At 34.9% G+C, this 23,874-nt stretch carries 27 protein-coding genes and 1 tRNA gene; 10 read left to right on the top strand and 18 right to left on the bottom strand.

From position 1 onward, the window contains the following. Positions 1-140: 140 nt before the first annotated feature. Positions 141-308, bottom strand: coding sequence for a twin-arginine translocase TatA/TatE family subunit (locus tag AAGD70_RS02190; protein WP_006013840.1), 168 nt, complete (start codon positions 306-308; stop codon positions 141-143). Positions 309-436: 128 nt separating this feature from the next. After that, positions 437-1,210, bottom strand: a complete 774-nt coding sequence (locus AAGD70_RS02185) for an ABC transporter ATP-binding protein (protein WP_010082304.1) — start codon at positions 1,208-1,210, stop codon at positions 437-439. A 148-nt stretch (positions 1,211-1,358) separates the two neighbouring features. On the opposite strand from AAGD70_RS02185, the gene AAGD70_RS02180 reads away from it, so the two are divergent. Then, positions 1,359-1,435: transfer RNA gene (locus AAGD70_RS02180), tRNA-Arg, on the top strand. Between the two features lie 101 nt (positions 1,436-1,536). Here the strand turns inward: AAGD70_RS02180 and uvrC are convergent. The 11 genes from uvrC to def all read right to left on the bottom strand — a co-directional run bounded on the left by uvrC (position 1,537) and on the right by def (position 14,006). After that, positions 1,537-3,354, bottom strand: coding sequence for an excinuclease ABC subunit UvrC (gene uvrC / locus AAGD70_RS02175; protein WP_065094590.1), 1,818 nt, complete (start codon positions 3,352-3,354; stop codon positions 1,537-1,539). Next, positions 3,338-5,455 (bottom strand): glycine--tRNA ligase subunit beta, encoded by a 2,118-nt coding sequence (gene glyS / locus AAGD70_RS02170; protein ID WP_065095326.1) that lies wholly within the window; start codon positions 5,453-5,455, stop codon positions 3,338-3,340. Before glyS ends, uvrC begins: the two co-directional genes overlap by 17 nt. Before the next feature lie 3 nt (positions 5,456-5,458). Continuing rightward, positions 5,459-6,298 carry a glycine--tRNA ligase subunit alpha gene (locus tag AAGD70_RS02165; RefSeq protein ID WP_082941389.1) on the bottom strand — a complete coding sequence of 280 codons (840 nt, stop codon included), beginning with the start codon at positions 6,296-6,298 and terminating at the stop codon, positions 5,459-5,461. A gap of 44 nt (positions 6,299-6,342) precedes the next feature. After that, entirely contained in the window at positions 6,343-7,101 is a 759-nt protein-coding gene (locus AAGD70_RS02160; RefSeq protein WP_065094593.1) for a phosphatidylglycerophosphatase, read from the bottom strand. A 136-nt stretch (positions 7,102-7,237) separates the two neighbouring features. Then, complete coding sequence (gene hemB, locus AAGD70_RS02155; RefSeq protein ID WP_065094594.1) at positions 7,238-8,242, bottom strand: porphobilinogen synthase; 1,005 nt, start codon at positions 8,240-8,242, stop codon at positions 7,238-7,240. Next, a complete protein-coding gene (nuoH, locus tag AAGD70_RS02150; RefSeq protein WP_065094595.1) occupies positions 8,235-9,260 on the bottom strand; it encodes an NADH-quinone oxidoreductase subunit NuoH in 1,026 nt (341 codons plus the stop codon). Before nuoH ends, hemB begins: the two co-directional genes overlap by 8 nt. After that, the gene (nuoG, locus tag AAGD70_RS02145) at positions 9,244-11,313 is read right to left on the bottom strand and encodes an NADH-quinone oxidoreductase subunit NuoG (protein WP_245611023.1); all 2,070 of its coding nucleotides are present in this window, start codon (positions 11,311-11,313) and stop codon (positions 9,244-9,246) included. Before nuoG ends, nuoH begins: the two co-directional genes overlap by 17 nt. Then, complete coding sequence (locus AAGD70_RS02140; RefSeq protein WP_017532424.1) at positions 11,298-11,510, bottom strand: hypothetical protein; 213 nt, start codon at positions 11,508-11,510, stop codon at positions 11,298-11,300. The genes nuoG and AAGD70_RS02140 overlap by 16 nt, the downstream gene beginning before the upstream one ends. A 66-nt stretch (positions 11,511-11,576) precedes the next feature. After that, positions 11,577-11,783: a hypothetical protein gene (locus tag AAGD70_RS02135; protein WP_065094596.1), complete on the bottom strand. Its 207-nt coding sequence runs from the start codon at positions 11,781-11,783 to the stop codon at positions 11,577-11,579. Positions 11,784-12,676: 893 nt separating this feature from the next. After that, positions 12,677-13,477: a uracil-DNA glycosylase family protein gene (locus tag AAGD70_RS02130; RefSeq protein WP_065094804.1), complete on the bottom strand. Its 801-nt coding sequence runs from the start codon at positions 13,475-13,477 to the stop codon at positions 12,677-12,679. After that, on the bottom strand, positions 13,467-14,006 hold the full coding sequence (gene def / locus AAGD70_RS02125) for a peptide deformylase (protein WP_065094805.1): 540 nt from the start codon (positions 14,004-14,006) through the stop codon (positions 13,467-13,469). Before def ends, AAGD70_RS02130 begins: the two co-directional genes overlap by 11 nt. Before the next feature lie 138 nt (positions 14,007-14,144). On the opposite strand from def, the gene ftsA reads away from it, so the two are divergent. From ftsA to AAGD70_RS02110, 3 genes are all read left to right on the top strand, one after another. After that, positions 14,145-15,383, top strand: a complete 1,239-nt coding sequence (gene ftsA / locus AAGD70_RS02120; protein ID WP_065094806.1) for a cell division protein FtsA — start codon at positions 14,145-14,147, stop codon at positions 15,381-15,383. Positions 15,384-15,424: 41 nt separating this feature from the next. Then, positions 15,425-15,670, top strand: a complete 246-nt coding sequence (locus AAGD70_RS02115; protein WP_065094807.1) for a hypothetical protein — start codon at positions 15,425-15,427, stop codon at positions 15,668-15,670. Positions 15,671-15,814: 144 nt separating this feature from the next. After that, positions 15,815-16,828 carry an IS110 family transposase gene (locus AAGD70_RS02110; protein ID WP_065095215.1) on the top strand — a complete coding sequence of 338 codons (1,014 nt, stop codon included), beginning with the start codon at positions 15,815-15,817 and terminating at the stop codon, positions 16,826-16,828. Between the two features lie 23 nt (positions 16,829-16,851). Here the strand turns inward: AAGD70_RS02110 and AAGD70_RS02105 are convergent, their stop codons facing one another. After that, positions 16,852-17,223, bottom strand: a complete 372-nt coding sequence (locus AAGD70_RS02105) for a phage tail protein (protein WP_065095214.1) — start codon at positions 17,221-17,223, stop codon at positions 16,852-16,854. 16 nt (positions 17,224-17,239) lie between these two features. On the opposite strand from AAGD70_RS02105, the gene AAGD70_RS02100 reads away from it, so the two are divergent. Together AAGD70_RS02100 and map are read left to right on the top strand one after the other, a co-directional pair. Further along, positions 17,240-17,494 carry a hypothetical protein gene (locus AAGD70_RS02100; RefSeq protein ID WP_265040193.1) on the top strand — a complete coding sequence of 85 codons (255 nt, stop codon included), beginning with the start codon at positions 17,240-17,242 and terminating at the stop codon, positions 17,492-17,494. A gap of 150 nt (positions 17,495-17,644) precedes the next feature. Continuing rightward, positions 17,645-18,427: a type I methionyl aminopeptidase gene (gene map, locus AAGD70_RS02095; RefSeq protein WP_082941408.1), complete on the top strand. Its 783-nt coding sequence runs from the start codon at positions 17,645-17,647 to the stop codon at positions 18,425-18,427. A gap of 19 nt (positions 18,428-18,446) precedes the next feature. On the opposite strand, the gene AAGD70_RS02090 is transcribed toward map, so the two are convergent. Continuing rightward, a complete protein-coding gene (locus AAGD70_RS02090) occupies positions 18,447-19,688 on the bottom strand; it encodes an MFS transporter (RefSeq protein WP_065094966.1) in 1,242 nt (413 codons plus the stop codon). A gap of 218 nt (positions 19,689-19,906) precedes the next feature. Here AAGD70_RS02090 and rsmH point away from each other — a divergent pair, with 218 nt between their 5' ends. Beyond that, a complete protein-coding gene (rsmH, locus tag AAGD70_RS02085; RefSeq protein WP_065094967.1) occupies positions 19,907-20,788 on the top strand; it encodes a 16S rRNA (cytosine(1402)-N(4))-methyltransferase RsmH in 882 nt (293 codons plus the stop codon). Next, positions 20,785-21,090 (top strand): hypothetical protein, encoded by a 306-nt coding sequence (locus AAGD70_RS02080; protein ID WP_065094968.1) that lies wholly within the window; start codon positions 20,785-20,787, stop codon positions 21,088-21,090. The genes rsmH and AAGD70_RS02080 overlap by 4 nt, the downstream gene beginning before the upstream one ends. Positions 21,091-21,141: 51 nt before the next feature. On the opposite strand, the gene AAGD70_RS02075 is transcribed toward AAGD70_RS02080, so the two are convergent. Next, positions 21,142-21,441, bottom strand: a complete 300-nt coding sequence (locus tag AAGD70_RS02075; protein WP_065094969.1) for an NADH dehydrogenase ubiquinone Fe-S protein 4 — start codon at positions 21,439-21,441, stop codon at positions 21,142-21,144. Positions 21,442-21,586: 145 nt separating this feature from the next. Here AAGD70_RS02075 and AAGD70_RS02070 point away from each other — a divergent pair, with 145 nt between their 5' ends. Then, positions 21,587-22,198, top strand: coding sequence for a 50S ribosomal protein L25/general stress protein Ctc (locus AAGD70_RS02070; protein WP_010962412.1), 612 nt, complete (start codon positions 21,587-21,589; stop codon positions 22,196-22,198). Then, positions 22,198-22,746 carry an aminoacyl-tRNA hydrolase gene (gene pth, locus AAGD70_RS02065; RefSeq protein ID WP_065094970.1) on the top strand — a complete coding sequence of 183 codons (549 nt, stop codon included), beginning with the start codon at positions 22,198-22,200 and terminating at the stop codon, positions 22,744-22,746. Before AAGD70_RS02070 ends, pth begins: the two co-directional genes overlap by 1 nt. A gap of 2 nt (positions 22,747-22,748) precedes the next feature. Here the strand turns inward: pth and AAGD70_RS02060 are convergent, their stop codons facing one another. Both AAGD70_RS02060 and AAGD70_RS02055 read right to left on the bottom strand, forming a co-directional pair. Next, positions 22,749-23,636 (bottom strand): IS481 family transposase, encoded by an 888-nt coding sequence (locus AAGD70_RS02060; RefSeq protein ID WP_245611733.1) that lies wholly within the window; start codon positions 23,634-23,636, stop codon positions 22,749-22,751. Beyond that, complete coding sequence (locus AAGD70_RS02055; protein WP_007548293.1) at positions 23,633-23,773, bottom strand: hypothetical protein; 141 nt, start codon at positions 23,771-23,773, stop codon at positions 23,633-23,635. Before AAGD70_RS02055 ends, AAGD70_RS02060 begins: the two co-directional genes overlap by 4 nt. Between the last annotated feature and the right edge of the window lie 101 nt (positions 23,774-23,874).

Below are 23,874 nucleotides of genomic sequence, written 5' to 3'. Positions count from 1 at the left end.
CTAAGCTAACATAGTTGTTGCTGTATTTCAATATTTGTTATTTATTTCACACCAACACTTCATCTCTTTCATTTTTTAACCTTACTAAGTTTTTAAACAGATGACATGCACCTTAGTGCATGTCACGAAGTATGAGGACGCTAACGATCCGGTTCATTAGACGATAATTTTTCTGAGTCCTTAAGCTCCTGTTTAAGGTTTTTGATGCCTTTTCCTAAATCACCCATAACTTGCGGTAATCTGCCTGCACCAAACAGAACTAAAATTATTATTAAGACTAGAAACAATTGCCATGGTCCTAAACTCATTTTCACCTCCATTTAAAATATTGACCTTTAAATATTAAAACTTGACTGAAGTCAAGTAACACATAGATTATATCACCTTTATTTAATTATAAATCAAGGTTTTTTAATTATTTTATAACAATCCCAAACTAGATTATTTTCTTGCAGCGAATAAGTGGAAACTTTTCGCTTAACTGTAGAGTAGAAGAGAGCTCACTAAAAAACTTTGCTAGCGTATCGTCTTTAGGCTTATGGTATATATCGCTAGAAACTCCTGATTGAATAATTTTACCATTTTTCATTACGTAGATAAAATCTGCAACTTTCAATGCTTCTTGCGGGTCATGAGTTACCATTAGCACAGGGATATTTTTACTTCTGAAAAGGGACAATATATGTTGTCTTATTCTGCACTTGAGCAGTATATCTAAATTAGAAAATGGTTCATCTAACAACACAACATCAGGGTTTTGTGCCATCACTCTTGCTATTGCAACTAATTGTTGCTGTCCTCCAGATAAGGCGTTAGGGTACATATTTTCATATTTTTCTATATTGAGTAACTTCAAGATTTCCAATGCAATTAGGTGCTTTTCTCTCTTGGAAGAGCTGCGGATAGCAAAGGTTATATTTTCTACTACTGTTTTATGAGGAAATAATGCAGAATGCTGAAAAACCAATCCGATATTTCTATGCTCTATAGCGACTGATGCCTTATTGCTTGCAACTAACCTATCATTTATAAAAATAGTTCCAGATTTTGGATTTTCTATCCCCGCAATTAATTTCAAAATTGTTGACTTGCCACAGCCAGAATGCCCCAATAAACATGCAACATTTCCTTTCTTTACTTTAATGTTTATATTGCTTAAAGCAAAGTCGTTTTGATTGTTATAGAAATAACCAATGTTGTTAACTAGCATTAATCTTACTTAAACCATGTTATTAAATATAATAGCATTATACTCAAGAAGTACAGAAATGTTTTTTGTCTTCATAAATTGGTTATGCAAGAAATCTAGAAAAGAGAAGGATTTTTTGCTATAACTTTACATAGATGGTAGGAAACACGGGACTATAGCTCAGCAGGATAGAGCGTTGGACTCCTAATCCGAAGGTCGTGCGTTCGAATCGCACTAGTCCCACCACATTGCTTCACAAATTTTATGGAGATTTTTTTTCACAAATACGCACACCTTTTTTTGCGGTTTTAAGATATAAATTCCCTAATAATAAAACGGGTTTTGTGTCATTCCAGTACTCCTCTCTTATAATTCACGTATTTAAGAATGACTTCTGCTAAACCTTTACTAATTCCATGTACGTTTTGAATTTCAGCCAGAGAAGCTTTGCTTATATTTTTTACTGAACCAAAATAAGACATCAACGCTTTTTTTCTTTTGTTGCCAATGCCGGGTATTTTGCTTAATTGTGAAACTATAAACTGTTTATCGCGTTTTTTTCTATGTGAAGTTATCGCAAAACGGTGGGCTTCATTACGCAGCGATTGTAAGTAAAGCATGACTTTGCTGTCATTTGCCAGACTGAATTCTTCCCTGCCCAGCATATAAAATCTTTCATTTCCTGCGTTACGATCAGGACCTTTTGCCATACAAGCAAAAGGAACGTTTATATTCAATACTTCCAGTACATTCTGTACTATGGAAACATGCCCAAGTCCACCATCAATCAATAGAAAATCAGGAATTATGTCCTTTATCTTGCCGGAGAAACGTCTGGTCAGCACTTCTTTCATCATTTTATAGTCATCGCCTGAAATTTCTTCTTTTATAGTAAATTTTCTGTACTCACTTTTTAAAAAATCCTCCTGCCCTGCAACAACCATTACACCAATTTGCTGGCTTCCAGAAATATGGCTATTATCATAAACCTCGATACGCTTTGGAATGCTTGGTAACAAGAAAACTTTGCTAAGCTCCTCAAGCTTTTCTAGGTTATTTCTATAATCGATAAGCTTCTGCTCTAAGCTACGCTGAGAGTTATTGTAAACAAATTTTAATAAATCACGCTCTTTTTTATTCTTTGCATGCAGAACTTTTACTGGCTTTTGAGCAACCTTATATAGTGCTTGTTCTATAATTTCCTTATCCACAATAGAATCTGGAACGTAAATTTGTATTGGAGGTATGTTAGCTGAATTATAAAAATTGACCAAAAAGGTGGATAAAATTTCATCATTTGAGTGATCACCACAGTTCTCGGCAAAGTAAGGAGTGCTGCCGTAGTTGTCTTTATTTCTGAACGATAACACACTAATACATGCTAGATCCTCTTCACGTACAATACTGAAGAAATCTGCATCTTTTTCAAAAGAAAAATCCGTGTGCTGTATTTGAATTTGCTCAAGAAACTTTACCCGATCTCTATATATAGCAGCAAGCTCATAGTTTTCTTCACTACTGCACTTTCTCATTGTGAAAAGTAACTGTTCTTTCACTTCCTTATTTCTTCCAAGCAATGTATTTCGTGCCTGTTTTACTGATTGGCAATAGTCGTCTTTTGTGATTTTGTTTATGCATGGTGCTGAGCAGCGCTTAATTTGATACTCAATACATGGTCTTTTTGTTGAGGAAAAGTATTGATCTGAACATACTCTTAGGAGAAAAGCTTTTTGCAATGACAATATAGTTTGCTTAACAGCAGCGGCAGATGTAAAGGGACCATAATAATGAAACTCATTCTTCTTAAATTTACCTCTATATTTTGCTATTCTTGGATAATCGTGCTTGGAAATTGTTATATAAGGATAAAATTTTCCATCCTTAAGCACAATATTATAAAGTGGTTTCAATGATTTTATTAACTGTGCTTCAAGAAGCAGTGCTTCGATTTCATTCTCAGTGATGAATATTTCAACCTTAATAACCTGTGAGAGCATAACTCTAATTCGTTCAGAAAGGTTTTCGAATTGAAGGTAGTCGGATAACCTCGACTTCAAGTTTTTTGCTTTTCCAACATATAAAACTTTATTCTTATCTCCAACCATCTTATACACGCCACAGGACTGTGGAGATGATTTGATTTGTTCTTTATATTGCCTGAGCATTTATCCATTGCTTAACCTGTATGAGGTTAAAATCTGCTACTAAATGAAAGATGGAAACTACATTTTTAAGCAAAGATAATCTGTTTCTTCTCAGCTTATCAGAATCACAGTTAATCTTTACACTGTCCATAAACTGATTGATAAACGGAGCAAAACCAGCAAGTTCATCAAGCGCTGCATTAAAGTGGTTATTTTTTATTGCTTGTTTTATGTTTTTACAAGCAGTTATAGCACAATTTGATAGTGCAATTTCTTCATTTTCAATCAAAAGCCTCTTACCGTAAGATGCACTATAAGTAGTGCCATCACTTTTCCTTACTTTGCTCATCATGTTACTGACTCTTTTGTAAGTGCTTAGAATCTGTTCACCTTCTGGCGTGCTAAGATAACGATCCAATATAACAGTTTGCTTTTCTGCTGTCAGCAGATCATTAATATCGATTTTATATAGTATTGAATCTACGACATCTTGCCTTATATCTCTATTTTTTAAAATAACCTTGAATCTTTCTAAGCAGAATCTAAATACTAGTTCTGAAATTTGTTTTCTATTTGGCTTATCAACTGACGTTGTATTTTTATTAAATAGAAGCCTTGAATATAAAGATACTGACTTGTCTATCATTAGCCCAATTGGAATATGCAAATTGTTTTCAAGTATTGTCCTAATTATACCAATTGTCATTCTCCGCAAACCAAATTGATCATACGAACCAGAGATTTTTTCACCTGCTGCAATTAAACCAACTAAGCTATCCACTTTGTCTGCAATTGACACAGCAATTGCAGAAGGAGATTTAGGACACTCCTGCTCTGGCCCGATTGGCTTATAATGCTCAGTTATAGCTTCCACTATTTCTTTATCTTCTTGAAAATAAGAAGCATAATATCCATCCATTATTCCTTGCAATTCTGGAAACTCTCTTACTATCGATGTTGCCAAATCAGCTTTTGCCAAATATGCAGCACGTTCAACTTTTATCAGCGAAGCATGTGGAATAAATATAGCTATATGCTTTGACAGAGCCGTAATACGCTTTACCTTTTCCCCCACACTGCCAAGTGAAGCATGAAATAATATCGAACCTAATTTTTTGACATAATAATCTAGATTTTCCTTTTTATCTTGAGATATTAAAAATTGGGCATCAGCAAGACGTGCTTCTAATATTCTTTCGTGTCCTTTAACAACTTCACCATTGTTGACGTTGACAACAGTGACAAAGTGTGAAATTCTCTTTCCATTACTTAAAGCAAGGTATTTTTGTTGTGTATTAACTATACTAAGTATTACTTCCTTCGGTAATCCAAATGACTTTTCTTGATTCACTTCACCAAACAGTACGATTGGCCACTCTATAAGCCCTGTCAATTCATTTAGTAAATAATCATTTTTCTCAAGTTGTAAATTCTGCTCTTTTGTGAATTTATTAATCTGATCTAGTATAAATTGCTTTCTTTTGTCCATTTGGAGAATTACACTGTTTTTTTCTAGCAATTCAAAATAGTCTTTAGGTGTTTTAACAGTAAGCGCCGTACCACTTGAGAGAAATCGATGGCCATATGTTGTGTTAGATGCTGTAATCCCTGCAAAAGATACAGGTATTATTTCATCATTTAAAATGCATAAAATGTTTTTAATTGGCCTAACCCATCTTTCTTTTCCTTCGCCCCATCTCATGCTCTTCAACCAAGAAAAGTTTTTGAGCATTTCCTCCAGTTGATTTTTGAGGAATTCTCTGATGTTAAATGAGCAGCTTTCTCTTTTAATGAAGTAAAAATCCTCATTATTTACTTTTCGAACGAGCAAATCTTCTTCATTTTTCTGATATTTTCTTAAAAAACCTTCGATAGCACTTTTTGGTGCGTTAATGTTTGGTCCCTTAACTTCGTTATTGGAATCCTTTAGCTCCAAAGCATTTATGTTGTCGACAAATAGGGTAATGCGACGTGCCGTTATAAAAACCTCCATTGATGTAAATTTTACATTATTTTTGTTAAAAACATTGGCAATACAGCTCTTAACTTGAACTGTAGCTGAATTCTGCATTCTCGGTGGTATTTCTTCTGAAAGGCACTCAAATAACAACTGCAACGACATACGCTATTTACTCATGTACAATTCACAACATTTTTTTGTCAGCTCTCTAACTCTACCAATATAAGCTGTACGTTCATTCACACCAAGCACACCTCTTGCATCAAGCAGATTAAGTAGGTGACTAGTTTTAATACATTGGTCATAAGCTGCCATTGGTAGCTCCTTTTCAATAAGGAACTTGCACAATTTTTCCGTATCTTCGAATTGCTGCTGTACCACTTTAGTATCATAATAATCTAATGCTAGATAAGAAAATTCATATTCTCTTTGTTTAAAAATATTTCCGTAAGTTACACCGTTATCGTTCCAAATTATATCGTAAACATTATCTACACCTTGTATGCACATTGCTAAACGTTCCAACCCATATGCCACCTCACCAGGAATCATCTTGCAATCAATCCCTCCAACTTGCTGTATATAAGTAAGCTGTGTTACTTCCATTCCATTGCATGTAACTTCCCATCCAAGTCCTGATGCTCCAACGCTCGGATTTTCCCAATCATCTTCAACAAACTTAATATCATATTTTTCTGTAGATATGCCAAGAACTTTTAAGCTATCTAAATAGACGTCTTGTAAATTATTACCAGATGGCTTTATTATAACTTGATATTGGTGATGTTGATACAAACGATTAGGGTTACCGCCATAGCGACCATCTGCTGGCCTAATTACTGGTTGTAGATATGCAATTTTTGCCGGTTTTGTATCAATTGCAGACATAATTGTTGCGGGATGTAATGTGCCAGCACCAACTTCAGATGTGTATGAGTGAAGTATAACACATCCTTCACTAGCCCAAAAATCTTGTAACTCTTTTATTATACTTTGTAAGTTCACACAAATTGCACACTTTTTATACTAAATATATAAATAAATAAGTACTATTCAATATTTATTTTTTTTGCAGCACTATGTAAATAATCACCTAAAACTGCTGAACTTTCCCTCACATACTGAATTATGCTCTTATTTAGGACAATTGCATCATGCATAGTTAAATCGCAGAATATAAATGCTATTAAATACAGTAAAATCACCGCATAAAATGTGTGAAAAATCCCCTCAAATGTAATTGACATTGCATTATTATAGCTGAGCTGTATTGAACTTATTGGCCATGGTTTTATCACTTCTACGACATTAAAAAATACGTAAGGTATCATAAGAAAAAAGAAAAAGTGCATAAAATCATTAAACCAAAATGGGCATTGAAACATCTGCTTACATATATTCCCATAGAGTTTACTTACAGCATAATAAATTGACATTATTGCTGGCATTGAAAGTGCTACAGTCAGTACTTGCCCTGACGCTATTTGTATTACTATTTCTTCACCACTGTTTGCTGAAGGGTCCTGAGCATGAAAAATAAATATTCCAATTAATTGCATTACTAACATAACTATTGCCAATTTTGTAAAAATAGCAGCTACAACTATTCCTGAATTTGGCATTTTATATAGTAAATATTCGCCTCCATATGTAAGAATTAATATAGCATCGACAATAAATAATATTAAAAAAGAAGACCAATAGTTCTGCCAACCTGGTAAATATCCTATTCCCAAAAAAGAGCTTACTGTTTTGGCAGGAAAAACCTTGCCTAGCATCTTTCCCAAAAATTTAAAAAAAATCCCCATGCCCTAAGTAACACTTAGTTATATTATTTATAATACTGTATTGTAACGGACTTATCAATAACTTTAAACATATATTGGAAAATTTTAGGCAATATGCAGCAACAGTAGAAGAACATGCGCCAAAAATTTAGTAATTTTATAGGGCTTGTGCACTTAAATTTTTTGCAATATCAAGTGCAGCGTAAGTGAATATTGCACTTGCACCCGCACGTTTGAAACCAATCAAAGATTCATAAATTACCTTGTCATAATCTAGCCAGCCATTATTTGCAGCAGCTTTTATCATTGCGTACTCACCGCTTACTTGGTAAGCAAAAATCGGAAAATTAAACTTATCACTTGCTGTTTTGATAATATCCAAATATGGCATACCAGGTTTAATCATAATAAAATCTGCACCTTCATTTATATCTATTTCAATTTCGCACATTGCTTCGCGCGCATTTTTATAATCCATTTGGTAACCACTTTTGTCTATAGAATGTGATAGCCCACATGAACCAACGACTTGCCTAAATGGAGCATAGAAGCTAGAGCAGTATTTCACTACATAAGATAATATTAATACGTCTTGAAAGTTGTTATCATCTAATGATTTTCTGATTCTTCCTATTCTACCATCCATCATATCAGAAGGAGCAACTATATCACATCCTGCCTTCGCTAAAGCAAGTGCTTGCTTACACAGCACTGATATAGTTTCATCGTTTTCTACATCCATCTGATTATCTTTTAAAATGCCGTCATGGCCGTGAATAGTGTATGGATCCAGTGCAACGTCTGCAATAATACCAATTTCAGGTACCTTCGATTTTACAGCACAAATTGCTCTGCAGATTAAATTGTTAGGGTTATATGATTCCTCAGCATTTTTAGATTTTAATTTGTTATCAACTACAGGAAAAATTGCAACAGCATTAATTCCTAAACCCTTAGCTTCCTTAATTATGGAAACCAGCCCATCTATTGAATAACACTTTACGCCTGGTAAGCCAGAAATTGGTTCAGTTGTTCCTTCTCTGTCATGAACAAACAGAGGAAAAACTAAATCATTTACTGATAAACTATTTTCACTTGTTAAATTGCGAACCCATTTGCTCGAGCGCCTGCGTCTTAATCTTGTATTTGGAAAATTAAACATTGGATCCAGGCAAGTTCCCAGTAAAGAGCAACACCCCTGAAATGAGTATCACCCAAAGCACCGATATTGGTAGAAATACTTTCCAACCAAGGCGCATTAGTTGATCATATCGATAACGAGGTATTGTTGCTCTAATCCAAATAAATATGAGCAATAGTAGAACTATCTTCAAAACGAACCAAATTAAACCTGGAATTTTATAAAGCAAACCAAGTTCTAACGGAGGATACCATCCCCCCAGAAAGAATATTGTCATCATAGCACTTGCTAAAATCATATTTGCATATTCTCCAAGAAAAAAGAGGGCAAAAGGCATGGATGAATATTCAACGTTATATCCAGAGACAAGCTCTGCTTCAGCTTCTGGTAAATCAAATGGGTGACGATTAGTTTCTGCAAGCAAAGAAATAAAAAATATTATTCCTATAGGCATTAGTAGTAAATCAACCCAAAATGGCATATTGTGTTTCGCTACCACCATCTCTCCAAGATTTAATGTTCCAGTGGTAATAACGACTGTAGCAACTATTAAGCCTATTGAAACTTCATACGAAATCATCTGAGCAGCCGACCGTATAGCGCCAAGAAATGCATAATTAGAATTGCTTGACCAGCCTGCAATAATCACGCCGTATACTCCCAGCGACGATATAGCTAGCACATAAAGCACTCCAACATTAATATTTGCTATAACCTTAGGAATAACTACTTGCTGGCCATTTTCTACAATTACTTCAGCACCAAACGGTATAACTGCCCAGGCAATTAATGCCAAGATAAAGGTAAGCATTGGAGCCATAATGAACAGTATGGTGCTCGCTCTAAATGGTATTATCGGCTCCTTAATCAGGAGCTTAATAGCATCTGCAAATGGCTGCAATAGCCCAAAAGGTCCAACTACACTTGGGCCGTGCCTCAGTTGAATTGCAGCAAGGACCTTACGCTCAAAGTATGTCAAATATGCAACTGAAAGTAGTAGCGGTACTAAAATAAATAAAATATTAACTAGCGTGTTCATAAAAAGCTTTAGTACAATCTGCCATTATTTTTGAAGCGCGACTTATTGAATCCGTCATATAAAAATTACACTCCTTTAAAGTAAAAGGTGTATTACTTAAATTTATTTTACCATTGCTGATTGGTACCCATGTGTTTTTTACCACTTGATCAGCATTTCTAAACTGTGGACCGATAGTATCTAATTTTTTTCTTACGTCAAATAAACTATCATATGGTAAGGAAAGATCCAAATATTGCGAGAGATTTTTAATAATTAACCAATCCTCCTTTGCTTCACCTGGAGGAAATACAGCTAAATTTGTTCTTTGCACTCGACCTTCAGTGTTTACATAAGTTGCATATTTTTCTGTATATGCAGCACCAGGCAAGATAACATCTGCCACATGTGCACCCTTATCACCGTGATGACCTTGATAAATTACAAATGTATTTTCTAATTTTGATGTATCAATTTCATCTGCACCAAGAAGATAAACCACTTCTGTTTCACCACTTTCTGCATGTTCCAATATTTGATTAATATCCCTTTCGCCTTTTTTAGGAACAAACCCAATATCTAGCCCACCAACTCTTGCTGCAGCTTTATGCAGCACATTAAAGCCATTCCAGTCATCTCTGACCATGTTAAATTTTTCTGCAATTTTGCCAGCTAGAATTAGAACTGATTCAGAATCATCTCTTATCAACGCATCTTGACCGATAATCAGCATAGGGTTTTGAGCAGCTACCAGCAGCTCACAGAACTTATGATTTCCATTTGCTATTTCACTCAAAATACCAGGATTATCGCCCAATTTCTCAACATGATACAAATATTCAATGTTAGGACCAACACTTGCAACAGGAAAGTTGCCCTGTAAATATCTCTTTCTCAATCTTACGTTAATGATCGGTGCTTCTATCCTTGGATTTGTATTTATAAGCAGACATAAATCTGCATTTTCTATACCTTCAATAGTGGTATTGAACACATACGATCCACGATTACTTGGTATAAGCTTTGCACCATCTTGCCTACAGTCTATATTCCCCGAGCCGAGCTTCTGCATCACTTCTTTGAGTAGAAGCATAGACTCACAATCTGCTAAATCACCTGCAATTGCAGCTATTTTATTTGATTTTGTATTCTTTAATTTCTTTGCAGCAACAGTTAATGCTTCATTCCAATCAACTGGGGCTAATTTACCATCTTTTTTTACATAAGGTCGATCAAGACGCTGAACTTTTAGTCCATCATAGGCAAAGCGGGTTTTATCTGATATCCATTCTTCATTTACCTCTTCGCTCAGCCTTGGTAATATTCGCATAACTTCCAGGCCACGATAATCAACTCTAATTGCGCTACCCAGAGCATCTAGCACATCTACAGTCTCACAATGTGATAGCTCCCATGGACGCGCTGTAAAGGAGTAAGGCTTTGAAGTTAAAGCCCCTACCGGGCAGAGATCTATAATATTTCCAGATAATTCAGAACTAATATGCCTTTTTATGTAAGTGCTAATCTCTACATTTTCTCCCCTTCCGATTCCTCCAAGTTCATTTGTACCTGCAACATCAGACAAAAATCTAACACACCGAGTGCAATGAATGCATCGATTCATCGCAGTCTCAATCAGTGGTCCGAAGTGTTTTTTTGGCACAGCCCTCTTATGCTCATCAAGTCTGCTGGTTCCTTTCCCATAAGCCATCGTGATATCTTGCAAATCGCATTCACCACCTTGATCGCAAATTGGGCAATCAAGCGGGTGGTTAATTAGCAAAAACTCAAGCACACCTTCACGTGCTTTTTTAACCTTAGGGGTATCAGTGTGAATAATCATCCCTTCTGCAACTGGCATTGCACAAGAGGCTACTGGTTTTGGAGGTCCACCCTCCACTTCAACCAAACACATTCTGCAGTTACCAGCAATTGCTAAACGCTCATGATAACAAAAACGTGGAATTTCAACGCCCACGACTTCACAAGCTTGAATTATAGTGAGCCCATGCTCTACTTCACATTCCTTAGAATTAATAGTAACTTTAACCACAACTATTATACAGCTTCCCACTTTATAGGATTGCCGCTTATCTCATCTTCAACCAGATTGCCGTTGTCATATTGAGCAGACATATAATTCATGCGCGAGTCACGATCTATATATCTAACAGGTTTTACCGGTTTATCTTTATACATTTTTTGCTCAGCTTTCTTACGCTGAGTAGGGTTATTTTTACTAGCTGTCTTTGCTTTCCCACCTGCTGCCATATAAACTCCTAAAAACTTTTCATTCTATTTTAACACTTAAGTATACAGCGTCAATATTTAATAACTTTAAAATTTCAATAGATCTCTTATTATAATCATTTTACAATCATTGTTTAAATAAAAAGTTACCCCTTGATGCCATTCCAGCGCATGACGCACAGCTGTACGAACATTGCAATTTGCAGGCAATTTGCGTGGCAGATTCAAGTAGCTGACACTGGTTTCCATCCAAGACAGCAGTAGCCCTTTTGGTGTCATTTCAGTGCTTGACACTGAAATCCAGGTTTTGATTGGATACTGAGTTGGTAAGCATAAAAGTATAGCTAACGCGAGCTCTACGTCATACCGCGATTTATTCGCGGTATCTCAAAGCATAGATCCCGCTAACACCTTACTATTACCCACAAATAAAAACATAGTATTGTATTTACTCAAATAATTTAATTTTATTAACCTGAAAGCTTATTAGATTAAAATTATTAAACTAAGAGTTATAATTTTAGCAACTAAAAGCTGTAAATTGCACCATATAAACAGTTATTTCAAGCAAAAGTTATGCCATTAAGAGCTATGCAACAAACATTTATATTTGTGGGTAATAGTAAGCGCTAACACGTAGCGGGATGACGGTTGTTGTTTAGCTATAAATATTAAGAAATTTACTAAATAAAAAAAAAGGCAAAAGAAGCCCTGGGGTTATTATCCGCTTTAAAATATTGGCGTTTTTTATGTTTTAAACGCTTGACAAGCGAGATTCAGCCGCTTTTAATTGCAACTAACTTACGCTGCAAATGTTTAAGAAATTTACTAAGCAGAAAAAAAGACAAAGAATCCCCGAGTTAGCTAGTCTTTTACTATCTCTGTCGAGTATTGGCATTTTTTGATGTCTTGTAACGCTTTATAAGCGCGTTCAGCTTATTTAGATAAAAATCTAGATGTAGATGAAGTTTTGTAAAGACATACAGTATCTATATACTGCAAAAAATTAAACATAAGACGCCGATACATTAAGTAATCCTTACCTTTTAATCTGCAGATTGGCGAAAGCAAATACAATAGCTTCAATTTTATGATAAGGGGGCTGGAGGAGTTTGTCAAGGAAGTTTTTTCGTTTCTAACGATTGTTAACATGCTGCAAAAAACTATGCAAGAGGTCTACCACTTTATTAGGTATTTGTGCAGTTATTGGTGTTATCAAGATACTCCCTAATCTTCTTCAAATCCTCCCAGGCTAAACGTTTTTGCATTGGCTGACGCAGTAGGTAAGCTGGGTGAAATATAGCGGCTGTGGTGATTGAATTGGACAAATATTGGTTAGTGTACGTATGAAATCTACCACGCAAATTCGATATAGTTTTTGTGCTGTCAAGAAGGCTATAACACGCAATTCCACCAACTAAAACCAAAATCTGTGGTGAAACTAGTGCAATATGCTTCTCAACAAATGGTCTGCACATATCAAGCTCTAGGTCGGTTGGCTTTCTATTGCCAGGTGGACGCCAAAATACAGTATTGCTTATGTATACCTTAGTGCGATCAAGATTGATTGCATTTAACATTTTATCGAGCAACATTCCACTTGCACCACAAAATGGTATGCCTTGAAGGTCTTCATTTGCCCCTGGAGCTTCACCAACGAGCATAATTTTTGCATTTGGATTACCATCGGAAAAGACAGTATTAGTTGCAGTTTTTTTTATTTCACAACCTTCAAATAATTCAACTGCACTTCTTAATTCATCCACACTACTACATTTACTTGCAAGTTTCCTTGCTTCAATTATCCAGTCACTTGGAAACATGGATTGCTGCTCTTTTTTCTCGACTTCGATTTGGACGGCAGGAGGCTGCACAAGCTTGCTATCTGTCTCCTCTTCTACTTTCTTTTCCTCTTCACCTTCTGTTAGTGTGCAATCAACGCCCACTTCATGGTAAAACTTTAATAATTCTAGGTCTTCATTGCTCATGATACTTTTTAACCTTTTGTGCTTTTTTCATGGCCATATCATACTTTAATTTAGATAAATGTCTAATATATAATATGCCGTTTAAGTGATCTAATTCATGCTGAATACACCTTGCAAGCCAACCACTAGCTTTTAGTGTTTGTTCTTCATTATCTAAGTCTTTATATTTCACAGTTAAATACTTTGGACGCTTAATTTCATAGCTTTGCTCTGGAATTGAAAGGCATCCTTCCTTGAGAATTACTTGTTCATCAGATAATTCTGTAATCTCAGGATTAATCATGTAAAATTTGCCAGTCGATTCATACCCTACTGGCTCATTTTCAATTATTTCTAGCTGAATGTCCATAACAAAAACTCTCTTCAGCACCCCAACTTGCACTGCAGCAAGGCCAAGACCTTCTGCATCATACATAGTTTCGAACATGTCGTTTACTAATTCTTTAATTTTATCGTTTATATCTGTTACTTCACTGGCACGTGTGATTAGTCTTTCATCAGGGGCAATTACAATTGGTAATATGGACATAAAAATTATAATTTTATGTTTTGCTTTTCCTTTTGTCCAGAATTTAGTGTATATTAAAATGTTGCTATATCTATAATAGAAATATAAATTATTAAAGAAAGCTACAATTTAAATGAAATTGCGTAATAAGGTTAACTAATGTACTCTGCAGTAATAGCAAAACCAAAGAGAAATGTTTTTGCTGTTTTAGACATAGGTACAACAAAGATTATTTGTCTAATTGTTAAGATAAATGGCAACTTCAGCTATAAAGTAACAGGAACGGGTTATAAGATTGCAGAAGGTGTAAACGGTGGGTCGATAACTAATGTAAAACACGCAAATTACTCCATCTCATCAACTATAGGTTTAGCTGAGCAAGTATCAGAAGAAACCATAGATCAGATATATGTAAACATTGCTGGATGTGGCATCTCATCTTTCAATGTACATAATGAAATTATTGCAGCTAACCATGAGATTTCTGAGCGTGATATAAGACGTGTAGTTTTTCAAACATTTGAGAAATATATTGAAGACAATGTTATCATTCACAATATACCACTAAAATATCACTTGGATGACATGACTGACATAAAAGAAGTTGGTGGATTGTACGGAAAAAGACTATCTGCTGATGTTAATGTTGTCACTGCTTCGCGTCCAGCGCTTACCAATATTGAAAACTGTATTACCAATAATGGTGGATTAAATATGGCGGGTTGTATTGCTTCTGCATATTCTACAGGTCTTGCGTGTCTCAGTGGAGATGAAAAAGAGCTCGGGACTGCTATTGTTGATATAGGCGGTGGATGCACTGCAATTGGAATTTTCAAAAGAGGGAAACTTGTGTATGCAAGCAGCGTTCCAATTGGTGGTGTTCATATCACTCGAGATATTGCTTACGGGCTATGCACAAGCATAGAACGTGCAGAGTATATAAAAATACTGTATGGTAGCACTATCGTAACTTCAATAGATGAGAATGAGTACATTACAATGCAAAACAATGAAAATGATGAACCTACTCAAGTATTCAAATCTGAGCTTATTAACATCATAAGACCAAGAGTTGAAGAAATACTTGAAATGGTAAGAGAGCAATTTCAAGAGCAGAAAGATCCAATTAATAAAGTAGTGATCACAGGTGGAACTAGTCAACTCACAAGCATGAAGGAAATTGCAGGCTATATATTCAATAAACAAGTTCGAATTGGGTCCCCTGAGTCTCTCAGTGGCCTTGATGGCGAATATGATAAAAATCCTGTATTTTCTGCTGCTATAGGTTCTATAAAGCTAATAGTTGACACTTTTTATAAAAATAACTCTGGTATGTTAGGACAAGATGGTAAAATGAGTAAGTTGTACCATTGGGTTAAGTCAAAAGTTACAGTTTAATTTTACTGAATGAAATTCTTATATCTATCAAAGGAAACATTATGAATAAAAAACATTGTTTCAAAATTAATAAACTTGTTCGTGATCATACAACTGAAATTACACGTTCCCACGGAATTATTGTTTATGAGAGGGTGATGGAAAAAGATGAATACATTGAATGTCTCAAAGATAAACTTTTAGAAGAAGCAAAGGAGGTTATTGCCTCTTGTATCTTGTCAAAAGCATCTAATGTTTTAAGCTTATGCATTAGATGGAGAAGGGAAGAACTTTGTAAATTGCCCTAGATACAAAATCTGTGTTTTAGAAAAGAGCTCCCTTCTCAAAAGTAGAGGCTGGACGGTATCGTAGAAAGACCTAAATGGTTCTAATTCTGTATTCACAAGGTTAGCCTTACTTTTCATTTTAAATGGTAACGTATGAGGTTATATATGATCAACAACTTTTTAGGTATAGACATATCAAAAGATCGCTTTGATATTTTTCTCTCATTTATAAGTAAAAAAGGAAAACGTGAAACTAGGAAAAGGAGCTTTAAGAACGATGATCATGGGTTTCAAGGTCTGCTGAGCTTTCTACAAAAACATAATATAGAACAAGTAAAAGCCTGCATGGAAGCTACTGGTTGTTATAGTGAAGCTCTGGCTGAATTTCTACACAATGCTGGACATTTTGTTAGTGTTGTAAATCCTTATTGTATTAAGTCTTATGCAAGGAGTAAGCTTGTACGACAAAAGAATGACCAGATTGATGCAGAGATTATTGCAGATTATTGCCAAAGACAGGAACCAACTCGCTGGACACCACCTTCTTCTGAAAAGAAAAAATTAAAGCATCTTTATCGTTGCTCAGCTGCATTAAAAGATGGATTAACATTCGTAAATAATCATTTAGAAAAGAAGGAGAGACTGCCTGAAGAAGTTGCAAATGCTTGGGAAAACCTTGCAGTGAACATAGAACAATCAATAGAAACAATAAAAAACTCCATACGTGAACTATTAAAACAGCACAAAGAGTTGTTGGAAAACTTTCAACTCTTATTGACTATTCCAGGAATAGGAGAGGAATCAGCAATAGCTATTTTAGCTGAAATTCCTGACATAAAAGCTTTTATAAATGCCAGACAATTGGCAGCATATGCTGGAACTATACCACGAAATATAACATCAGGATCATCTGTATATGCCAAGCCCAGATTAAGTAAATCAGGTTCACGAACATTGCGTAAGGCAATATATTTTCCCGCTATAGTAGCTAAAAATCACAACCCTATTATTGTGATTTATTGCGAGAGGTTAAAAGAGAAAGGCAAGCATAATATGGCAATTGTGGGAGCTGCAATGCGTAAGTTACTTCATGTAGTTTTTGGTGTTTTAAGTTCAAAAAAGGCCTTTGATCCAGATCATATCAAGAACTATAGAACTAGGAGGTTGACTGAAGTTTAAAATCAAAAATTGAATGTAGTTGGTTAGTGAATATGTGTACCACTATAACTCTTTAAACTTAAACTAAATTCAACTTTTTTCGGCAGCCCACCAGGAAAAAAAGATATCTGTCTTTCCTCTAATTGTGTAATCACAAACTGTCCTAAAAAATTACCTAAACTATCTACTAAAGTGTGTGGGATCTGATCTTTTTCAGCTTCTTTCATATTCTTTAGTTGATTTAGCCCCTTAAGACTATTAAGGTAAATGGTTATTTCTAGCTCTATATTTTCTACTCCTTGTCCTATGTTTTGAAGTGACGGCATTACATCAATACATTCAATTACGCTCCAGCGATTCTTTTTGTTATACTTTAAACTTGTTGGAACAAACTTATATGGACCAAAAGATAACATTTTTATATTTTTCTCGTTGACTTACAAGACGGTATCTAAAACCTCAGATGAAAACCTTGAAGAGTTAGCCGATTTACTTGAGGTCATACATGCATTAGGCAAAGAAAGTGGACTATCAATAGAACAAATTGAAGAAAAGCGTATCTCTAAAAAACAAGAGAGAGGTGGTTTTGAGAATCGTATCTACAATACTTATATTGAGGTGAATCCTAAGAGCATCGATTACTATCACAAAAAATCTTCAGATTATCCTGAGATAGTAGTTGTATAGTTCAGATTATTAAATAGACTTCTTGCTTGACCACTTGTCATATAAATGACTTGACACTAGGATCCATAGGGCTTATTTTTATAATATGTAAAATTATTATGTTTATGTACTTGCGAGTAAGCGTACCAATTACAATAAGACATGGAAAATATGAACATAACTATACACTCACAAGAAGATTTTGAATTTATGCGCAAGGCTGGCAGGCTTGCTGCTGAAACTCTTGATTTCATTGCACCATGCGTAAAGGTAGGGGTGACAACCAATGAGTTAAATGATCTATGCCATGACTTTATAATTAATGCAGGTGCAATTCCAGCACCACTAAACTATAGGGGGTATCCAAAATCAATTTGCACTTCAAAAAATGCAGTTGTGTGCCATGGTGTTCCTGATGATAAACCGCTTAAAGATGGAGATATTTTGAATATTGACGTTACGGTGATTTTAAATAGCTGGCATGGTGATACAAGTCGCATGTTTTGGGTTGGCAAGCCATCAATAAAAGCAAAACGTTTGTGTGACGCTACTTATCATGCATTGATGGAAGCAATTAAACAAGTTAAACCCGGCAATAAGTTAAATGAAATAGGGCTCGCTATAGAGAAATATATTAGAGATTTTGGATATTCTATCGTACGCAGCTACTGCGGACATGGTATAGGAAAAGTCTTTCATGCTCCACCAAATGTAGTGCATTTCTATGATCAAGATGAAAATCTTGTCTTGAAGGAAGGTATGTTTTTTACAATAGAGCCAATGATTAATGCTGGAAAACATGAGACTCTGCTCAGTAAACTTGATGACTGGACAGTGACAACACGCGATCTTTCACTTTCTGCTCAATTTGAACATACGCTCGGAGTAACTAAAGATGGTGCTGAAATATTCACATTATCACCTAAAAATTGGCACTTCCCGCCATATAATTAGATTTTTTTGAACTCTGCAACTATTTGGATCTTGAAGAAAGCTCACCCTTAGTTTGCGATATAGCAACTAGCCCAATTAATGCACAGAAAATCATGTAAAAACTAGCTGAAGTCTCTTGTCCTGTAACCTTGATAATTGTTGTGCATATAAATGGTGCAAGGCCACCAAAAAATCCAGCAGCTATATTTCTTGATAAACCAAATCCGCTGTATCGAACCTTTGTTGGAAATAATTCGCACATAAGTGCACTGACAGGACCAAGCGATGCAGCTATTGGAATTATAAAAAGAATGTGTGCCATAAAAGTGAGCAAGTAATCGCCAGTACATAACATTGAAAAAACTGGATAACTTACTATTACAAAAGTTATAAATGCAAACTTCATAACTTTTTCTCTTCCTATCTTATCAGAAAGTATAGCAAATAATATTGTCAATCCTCCGAGCGCAATTTGACTCAGTATTTCCACTATATGATTAAAATGAGTATTTACTGTTAATATTTTATTCGTAAGCACATTGAAAAATACCAAATATATATAGAGAGACGCATTTTCAACCAAGTCAATACCTATTGATATTAGAACAGGCTTTTTGTAATTGTTTAATAACTCTTTTAGTGGCAATTTAGACGGATTTTTCTGTCTTTTATACTCTGGGCTTTCATCAAGTATATATCTCATATATATGCTAGTTAATCCCATTGCTAAACTGAAAATGAAAGGTAATCTCCACCCCCAAGATTCAAAATCAGATACTTTTTTGCATATGAGTACCGCTATCAGGCTTAATACTGAACCAAAAATTGCGCTTAATACTTCAATGCTGCCAAAAAATCCTTTTTTGTTTTTAGGAGCATGTTCTATTAAAAATGGTGCATTTCCTGCTTCTCCTCCAAGAGATATACCCTGCAATAATCTTAAACACACTACCAGCATTGACGCTAGTATTCCAATGCTTTGATAACCTGGAACAAAAGCAATTAATACGGTTGATAAAGTCATTAATATAATCGAGAGCAATAAGGCAACTCTTCTGCCATGTTTATCACCAATGTGACCAAATATAGCAGCACCGACTGGTCTCATTAAGAAACCCACTGCAAACACTCCAAAAGCCTTCAATACGCTGGTTAGTTGATCATCCGATGGAAAAAACACACCACCTATTATGTTTATTAAGTGGCCAAAAAGCATGTGGTCATACCACAATAAAGTGTTACAAATCAAACTTGAAAATATTACTTTTGTTATTTGCTGCATAATTTCCCTATAGCCTGTTTGATCTTATATATGAAAAAAAATGTGAACGTTATGTGAATATTATATTAACAATATTAAACCTTAATTTTAATATTATTGCTCATATATTCCGATAAGATACCATATTTTGGCAAGAAAATCTATGTACATAAATAAAATTGATGTGAAGAGTAGAGTAGAGTAGGATATCTACACCAACTGTACTTAAATTTTTTGATATGACACACACTCCAGTTTTGTTAAAAGAGATGCTATCACTACTATCACCGCAGGATGGTGGCATATACGTGGACGCCACATTTGGAGCTGGAGGGTATAGCAAAGCAATATTGGAGTCAGCTGATTGCAAAGTATATGCAATTGATAGAGATGAAACGGTAACTAAGTTTTATGATGATTTAAGCGTTAAATATCCCGATAGAATAAAACTATTTATTGAGAAGTTTAGTAATATTAAAAATTTATTAGATAGCAACAATATTGAAGGTATCGATGGAATAGTTTTTGACATCGGAGTTTCATCTATGCAGCTTGATAACGGAGATAGAGGGTTCTCATTTTTACATGATGGTCCACTCGATATGAGTATGGATAACTCTTCTTATATAAACGCTTCAACGTTTGTTAACGCTTTACGCGAAGAAGAAATTGCAAATACTATATATAACTATGGAGGAGAGCATCATTCTCGCAAAATTGCAAGAGCAATAGTAAATGCACGGAAGAAGAAAAATATCAAAACTACATTTGAGCTTGCGAATATTGTACGTTCCGTGGTATTTCGTGGAAAAAGCAAAATTGATCCTGCAACCAGAACATTTCAGGCAATCAGAATATGGGTAAACGATGAGCTGGGAGAACTTGAAAAGGGCATTAAAGCTGCATCTGAGATTTTAAGTGAGAATGGCAAATTAATTGTCGTCACCTTTCATTCCTTAGAAGATCGTATAGTCAAAACTTTTTTTAAAGATTTATGTGCTACTGATTGCAAGACATTCTCTCTTCTAAATAAAAAAGTGATCGAAGCAAGTATAGAAGAAGTAAGTGCAAATCCGCGTTCACGCTCAGCAAAACTAAGAGCTATACAGAGGTTGTCGTGAGAACTTTCTGCATCATCTCAATAGTTGTGTTTTTTCTTAGCATTGTAGGACTATTTAAGGTAAAATTACATGTTCAGTCGTTAAATAGAGAGCTAATAAAAATAAAAAGTGAAATTAGTTTAGTACAAAGTGATATAAAAGTTTTACAAGCAGAATGGAGCTATTTGAATAATCCAAAAAGACTTGCAAGTCTTGTAAAGAAATACCTGAAAAATAACTCTTTAATACTGGCTAGCCAGGTTAAAAATCTTGACTCTTTAAATGGCCGCAGTGTGCTAGCACAACTTAAAACCCAGAATTAAATTGGTTATATTAAGCCTTACCTTTTACAGACAAGCACACCACAATAAACCTTACTTTAGTATGAAATTGCTTGCGTAAGATTTTGGCAGCCTCTTAACATTTTTTGGCATTTCAATTATGTATTTAACATTGCGTTTTTTTGCGTAGAATACTGCTTTTTCAAGAGAATCAAACTTTAATACAATCTGTTTTTTTGGATCTTTTGAGCCAACCCACCCCATTAAAGGTTCAATGTAGTAAGAGCCAGATTCAATTTTCAGGTGCCAGAAATTTGTATTACCTAAACCAGATTGTGTTGCAGTTCTTGTTGGTCTATAAATCCTAAAAACTACTTTATCGTCAATGCCCATAGTTCTTGTTAAATAAGCTTAAATATGTATCTAAATAAATCCTTTCACAAACAATTAGTATGAAAGAATGAAGTTTGAAATAAATATTTTTATGTTATATTATTATTAAATTATATTAAAAGGATTAGCTGAATAGGAGTAACCGATGACGCAACAGGAAATAGTAACAATTAATGCAGAGTTACGTGATATAACAAAAACAAAAGCGATGCATTCTCTAAGGAAGAAAGGAAACATCCCTGGAATCATATATGGAAAGGGCCATGATAATGTAAATTTGACATTGTCTGCAAAGGAATTCACAAAGCAATATAAGTCAGGCTCTCTTTCTGCACATTTGATAGAGCTGAATATTTCGGGCAAAAAGGAATATGCTCTTGTTCGCGATATCCAATTGCATGTAGTAAAGGATACTGTGCAACATGTTGATTTTCAGTTTGTTGATAAAGGCAGCGAAATTAAAATAGACATACCTCTATCATTTGTGAATGAAAGTAAAGCTCCAGGAATCAAATTAGGTGGAGTGCTTAATGTTTTGTGTCGTTCTATTGCTGTTAAATGCTCTCCTGATAAAATACCTCAGGTTATAGAAGTTGATTTATCCGGTAAAATGATTGGCCAATCTATACATATCAATGATGTAAAATTACCAGAAGGTGTTAAGTTTGTAGCTCATGAAGAAGAAAATTTTACCATTGTTACAATTTCTGCTGCCGATAGTGACGTTGAAGAACCTCAAGCAGAAACAGAGGAATAGTGCACCTGATAGTTGGGCTTGGTAACCCTGGTGGTCAATATGAGTTAACTTATCATAATATCGGCTTCATCGTAGTTGATACAATTTGCAAATATTGGAATTTCCAGTCGTTCTCTAAAAAAGCCGATTATCTAATAACCTCTGGCATAATTAATGATAATAAAATCATGTTAATAAAGCCTTATTCATTTATGAATAATTCAGGCATCCCTGTTGCAAAAATACGAAATTTTTACAAATTATCGCTAGATAATATTGTTGTCATACACGATGACGCTGATTTGGAACTTGGAAGAATAAAAATAAAGAAAGGTGGTAGCTCTGCTGGACATAATGGACTTAAATCCATAGATAGTTTTATTGGCAACGATTATTGGCGCTTGAGATTTGGAGTGGGTAGACCTGAAGATCAAAGAAGCTTAGCAGATTATGTGTTATCAAAATTTTCAAATTTTGATAATGTTACTCCCTTAGTGGAAAAAATAGCAAAAAATATACACTTAATGCTGCAAGGAGATAATACAGCTTTTATCAATTTGATTGTATAATATTACGAAACACAGGGAGTGTATGGTCCCAGAGTGTGATGGTGTGGATTTAGTATGAACAATTCAGGAGATTTTGTCCACTGTAAAGATATAAACTCAAAAGGTGTAAGACCCTTAAGAGTTTTGAGTCTTTTAGCATAATTGTAGGCCATAACAAAGTCATAAAGATGCTCTTTGAGTTGCTGGTGAGACTGATAGTAATACTTCTTAACAGTGGCATTCTTTAAAGTTTTGTTCATACGCTCAACTTGCCCATTTGTCCAAGGATGGCTAACTTTTGTTAGACGGTGTTCAATGTCATTTTCTTCACAAGCTCTATCAAATATATGTTGAAAAGCGTATTTATGGCGTTTTTGGTTGGTAAATTGTATACTGTTATCTGTCAAAATAGTGTGGATTTTATATGGTAAAATTTTAATCAAATTACGTAGAAACTCAGCAGCTATAGGTTTTGTAGCACTTTTATGCAACTCAACATACGTAAATTTGGATGTTCTATCTATTGCAACAAACAAATATAACTTTCCTTCTTCTGTTCTGACTTCTGCAATATCAATATGGAAATAGCCTATAGGATATTGTTTGAATTTCTTTTTTGGTTTAACTTCGCCATCAACATCTGGTAGTCTGCTAATGCTGTGCCTCTGTAAGCAACGATGTAGACTAGAGCGAGTCAAGTGTGGGATTGAGGTTTGCAAAGCGTAGAGACAATCATCTAATGGCAATAGAGTATGCTTACGAAATGCAACAATTACAGCCTCCTCTTCTAAAGTTAAAACAGTTGATCTTGCATGCTTCGGACCCATATCAGCGTCTTTGGCAAAAGACCGTTTTCTCCATTTAATGATAGTTTTTGGATTAAGGTTATAGTACCTGGAGAGTTTTGCTATGCTCTCTTTACTATTTTGTATTGCTCTACGAATTGTCTCTGTTGTTTTGGCGCACCCATGTAATATTTGTCCCATAATTCCTCCTTTGATGGTATTGTTTTCTCATATTTTATCATACCATCACACTCTGGGACCATACATCCCCCCCTCCCCCCCTAATTCCTATATCAAACCTTTCTTTACTAGATTATATAGTCAATATAAAAAGCCATATAAAATTGCTTCCACTGCTGCCATG

This window comes from Wolbachia endosymbiont (group A) of Nomada flava (assembly GCF_964027055.1).
Classification (GTDB): domain Bacteria; phylum Pseudomonadota; class Alphaproteobacteria; order Rickettsiales; family Anaplasmataceae; genus Wolbachia; species Wolbachia pipientis.
Note: the sequence above shows the minus strand (reverse complement) of the source record. Positions and strands in the feature narration are given on the sequence as shown.